Genomic DNA, 4,640 nt, shown 5'->3' with positions numbered 1-4,640 from the left:
CCCAGAGTCCCATCCAAAAACTTCCCCAAAATCATAAAAACATATTTGCTAATTTAAAGGAGTTTCGAATGTCTGATTTCTCATTCTCAAATATTATTAAGGATAAGCCAGGTTGGTATCGTGGTGATTTTCACGTCCACTCCACCTGTTCTGACGGGGATTACCCTATTGGAACAGTAACCCGTATCGCCGAAGCTGAAGGGCTGGATTTTTTCGCCATCACCGACCACAATACGATCGAAGCCTTCAAATCGCTGGAAGAGGATCTTAATACGCTCGTGATTCCTGGCCTCGAAGTGTCCTTTCGTCTGGGGCACTTTAACCTCTTTGGACTACATGGTTGGGAAGATTGGATGGAAGGAATCGTGGAGATTGTTCCTTCCAAGCTGGATGATGGCGATGATGCAGATGTCGCCGCGCTGCTGGAGCAGCTTACGTCGGATGGGTTGATCACGTCAATCAACCATCCCTGCCTGCCTCCCTGGGCATGGGAATTCGGATCGACAGATCTTCGATATTTACACTGCCTTGAGATCTGGAACGACCTCTACTGGCCTGGCAACGTAACCGGCAATCCAGATGCAGTCAAAATGTGGATATCATGGCTGAATGCCGGTCATCGGATTACAGGCATCGGTGGTAGTGATTATCATTATCCGCCCAGAACTGAGCATGGGCTGCCTGGAGAGAGGTTGGGGATGCCTACCACTTATGTATATGCCAGAGAGTTATCGACTGATGGAATATTGGAAGGAATAAAACAGGGTCGTGCTTATGTAACCAAAGGTCCTAAAGTGACATTCCTGGCCAGTCTGGATGGATCAGACTATATGATCGGTGATGACATGGGGGAACAAAGCGGTGATATTGAATTTTCTGCTACCGTAACGAATAAACCTGCCGGGATTAAGGTTCAGCTTATCAAGTGTGGTGAGGTGATTGCAGAAAAACAACTCGATGGTGAAGCAACCGATGTAAAATTCGCTGATAGGGTTAATTCAAAAGCATCCGTATGGTACAGTCTCTTTATTACCGACCTGGAAGGGGATGTTTTAGCGATCACTAACCCAATCTATGTTGGCCCTCTTCGAAAGCCAAAACTCAACCTCTACTCAGATTTCTACCCTGGCTAGATCATCACAATAAATTTCATTGAAAGCCCCGAAAATTCTTATGAAACCACCAACGAGTCGTGAAAATAGGACTCGTTGGTGGTTTCATCGCGCCCTTATCACGTTGATAGGCCCATCGGCCATAAGGTCTGGATTGTAGATAATCCTGACAGGATTTCTAATGGATGCGGACGCCCTGTTTCTTCAGAGCGCTCTGGACCCTGCTGATATCCACAGCGGCTGTAGTGACGCCATCCTTGAGGGAAAGTGCTGCAGCAACCCCTGCACCCTGACCGGTGACTACACAAGCCATCATATTGCGCATGGCACCATGCGATATCTGGTCCCCGGATGTACAGCGTCCTGCAACCAACAAGTTGTCGATATTTTGCGGAACAATGACCCCATAGGGAACCTGAAAATATCGTCCCGTGGTGGGCAAAATCAGCAGACGATGGCCATCGATGAATTCCGGGAAAATGCCGATCGAGTCTTCAAATTTCGCCTGGTTGCGGACATCATGCCCGGTCAGGGATGTCCTCCCAATTATTTTCCTCGAATCTCGAGTTCCCAAGGTCATACCAAAGGTCCGGAGATAGGCATTCTCGAATCCCGGGGTGTATCGCCTTAGCGCTTCAATCGCCAGCATGGCCTGGTGGCGGCCTTCAATTTCTGCCTTGGTCAGATCCCAAACATCCGTGCAGTCATAACCGAACATGTAGATCAAATTCATGCCAAGGTTTTCACCCGTATCTGTGACCAGACCCACTGATCCGGCGATACTCTTCATATCCTTGGGGATCAGCCCATCTTCACGCGCCCGTTTGAAAGGTTCATCAAGGAAATACGTGGGCATATCATCTTCCTTACCGGAAGTCTCCATAGCCCAATTATCACTCCAATCTTTATATGTTTTGGGATTCTCCTTTAAATAATCGTAGAAACGGGCCTTTTCCACATTAGAACAAGAGAACATGACCGTGACTCCCATCATCTCATCGACGGGCGTTTTATGAATGGGGGCACCGGATAAATGGGCGATATCCGCATCGCCAGTGGCATCAATCACTCGCCGGGCAAGGATGGCCTGCCGTCCGGATTTGCTTTCTGTGATAATCCCATTGATGGTGTTGCCATCCATCAATGTCTCGACCGCTAAACAATGTAACAATGGGACAATACTGGCTTCCTGTATCATGCGGTCAGCCACAACTTTGAAAAGGTCCGGCTGGATCAAGGTAACACGCGGATGCATTGGTTCATACCAGGCATTGCTGAGTTCTACGGCTCTTCTTTCGAACTCGATGCCGATACCTTCTACATCGGTGGTACCCTCATGACGGTACCAGGACATACTTCCGACGCCAACCTGGGTGAGGACACCCCCAAAACAGCCATAACGCTCAACAAGCATTGTGCTTACGCCCTCTCGGGCGGCGCTCAGCGCGGCCGCAAGTCCCGCCGGGCCGCTCCCTATAACCAGCACATCAGTTTCGGCCATGACTGGCACCACTCTAGACACCTCTTTTATCTGTTTCATTGCTGCTTCTCCTTGGATAATAGAAGGCAGGATGTGATCGCCTTACCTCATAATCGTTTGGATGACCTCACCCGGACATTTGGCCAGTACAACATGGGGCCAAATCACTGTCAGTTGGGGGGCTGGGCATGACGCCGGAGGTAGGTCTCCATAGATGAAATGTGTTTTGTAAAACAATTCTAGATATGCGAATTCTCCAGGATAGAGGGGAACAAAATCACACTTGAGCATAATTGGCAGCCAGACAGGCAGACTCAAGATGTTCGATCATTGGCGACTGTTCTTCTAGAATTACGATTTGAGGGATTGTTCTGGTATTATACTGCTGCCCCGTTCATCAGCGATGTGGCAGTGTACCAGATGTCCGGGACGGATTTCCCGCGTCTCAGGCACTTCACGAATACAGACATCGATTGCTAAGGGGCAACGAGGATGAAACACACAACCAGACGGCGGATCTGCCGGGCTTGGCGGCTCACCTATCAAGATAAACCGTTTTCTTTTTCGCTCCAGCCTGGGGTTTGGAATGGGGACAGCCGAATTGAGGGATTGGGTATATGGATGCAGCGGGGAGTCGAAAAGCGACTCGCGGTCCGTCAACTCCATAATCCTGCCTAAGTACATGACTGCGATACGGTGTGAGATATGCTTCACCATGCTCAAGTCGTGAGCAATAAAGAGATAAGCCAATCCAAGTTGTTCCTGCATATCTTGCATTAGATTCACGACTTGCGCCTGGATCGAGACGTCCAGGGCCGAAATGGGCTCATCGCAAACGATGAAGTCAGGATCGAGGGCCAGGGCGCGTGCAATGCCGATCCGCTGGCGTTGTCCACCTGAGAACTCATGGGGGAAACGTTTTGCATAGGCGGGATCCATCCCTACCAATTCAAGCAGTTCGGAAACGCGATCCGCAAGTTCAGCTGATCCTTTTTTAGCCGTATTATGAATGAGCATCGGTTCGCTGATGATTTTTCCCACAGAATGGCGCGGGTTAAGCGAGGCATAGGGGTCCTGAAAGATCATTTGCATACGGGGGCGCAGCTTACGCAGTTGATCCGCATCCAGAGCTGTCAGATCATGATCTTCAATGAAGACCTGCCCGGCGGTTGGTTTTTGCAGCTGCAGGATGGCGCGTGCAGCGGTTGATTTCCCGCAACCGCTCTCCCCTACCAGCCCTAGTGTTTCACCCTGGTGGATGTCAAAGGAAATGCCATCCACAGCTTTCACCACCCCAATCTTGCGGCTGATAATCAAGCCACCCATGATCGGAAAATGCTTCTTTAAGTCTCTAACACGAATTAATAAACCATTTTCAGACATCACGCGGTCCTGCCTTCTCTAGATCGTAAAAACATGCCACCTTGTGTTTTTCACCAACTGAAATCAGTGGTGGGATTTTTTCCCAACAACGCTCGAATGCATAATCGCAGCGCCAGGCAAACGGGCAATGTACGAGCGGTTGGAGCATGTCTGGTGGAGCGCCCGGGATGCATTCCAAGCGATCTGATGCTACCGAATCAAGTCGCGGCAAAGCGCAGAGCAACCCGGTTGTGTAAGGATGCCGCGGGTTATCATAAAGATCGTCCACCAATGCAACTTCTACCGGACGGCCGCCGTACATCACCAGCACCCGGTCCGCGATCCCAGCGACAACACCAAGGTCATGCGTAATCCAGATGATCGACACATCAAGGTCCTGACGAAGCTGCTTAAAGAGATCGACGATCTGAGCTTGCACGGTGACGTCCAGCGCCGTGGTAGGTTCATCAGCGATTACAATTTTTGGCGTACAAGCAATAGCGATGGCAATCACTACCCGTTGGCGCATGCCCCCTGAGAACTCGAACGGGTAATTCTTCACCCGCAGCTCGGGATCCGGGATGCCTACATGACCGAGCAGTCTGATCGCTCGCTCCAGGGCTTCTTCTTTGGGGAGGCCCTTATGGCGGGTGAGGATCTCGGAAACCTGCTCGCCGATCGGGAGG

General features: G+C 50.4%; 4 protein-coding genes. 1 reads left to right on the top strand and 3 read right to left on the bottom strand.

From position 1 onward, the window contains the following. Positions 1-68: 68 nt before the first annotated feature. Entirely contained in the window at positions 69-1,133 is a 1,065-nt protein-coding gene (locus tag AC3DOM_RS12430; protein ID WP_487919367.1) for a CehA/McbA family metallohydrolase, read from the top strand. 157 nt (positions 1,134-1,290) lie between these two features. Here AC3DOM_RS12430 and AC3DOM_RS12425 read toward each other — a convergent pair whose 3' ends face one another. The 3 genes from AC3DOM_RS12425 to AC3DOM_RS12415 form a co-directional block, all read right to left on the bottom strand. Beyond that, positions 1,291-2,652, bottom strand: coding sequence for an FAD-dependent oxidoreductase (locus AC3DOM_RS12425; protein WP_487919366.1), 1,362 nt, complete (start codon positions 2,650-2,652; stop codon positions 1,291-1,293). Positions 2,653-2,943: 291 nt separating this feature from the next. Continuing rightward, complete coding sequence (locus AC3DOM_RS12420; RefSeq protein ID WP_487919365.1) at positions 2,944-3,975, bottom strand: ABC transporter ATP-binding protein; 1,032 nt, start codon at positions 3,973-3,975, stop codon at positions 2,944-2,946. Continuing rightward, positions 3,968-4,640 (bottom strand): ABC transporter ATP-binding protein (locus AC3DOM_RS12415; RefSeq protein ID WP_487919364.1); only part of this gene is annotated, 673 nt, incomplete at its 5' end. The genes AC3DOM_RS12420 and AC3DOM_RS12415, both read right to left, overlap by 8 nt.

The organism is Candidatus Desulfolinea nitratireducens (genome assembly GCF_982879505.1).
The sequence above is the reverse complement of the archived record's forward strand: the minus strand, read 5'-3'. Positions and strand labels throughout refer to the sequence as shown.

Coding starts and splice junctions, on each gene's coding strand:
- AC3DOM_RS12430 (WP_487919367.1), top strand. CDS start 69: ATGTCTGATTTCTCATTCTCAAATATTATTAAGGATAAGCCAGGTTGG.
- AC3DOM_RS12425 (WP_487919366.1), bottom strand. CDS start 2,652: ATGAAACAGATAAAAGAGGTGTCTAGAGTGGTGCCAGTCATGGCCGAA.
- AC3DOM_RS12420 (WP_487919365.1), bottom strand. CDS start 3,975: ATGTCTGAAAATGGTTTATTAATTCGTGTTAGAGACTTAAAGAAGCAT.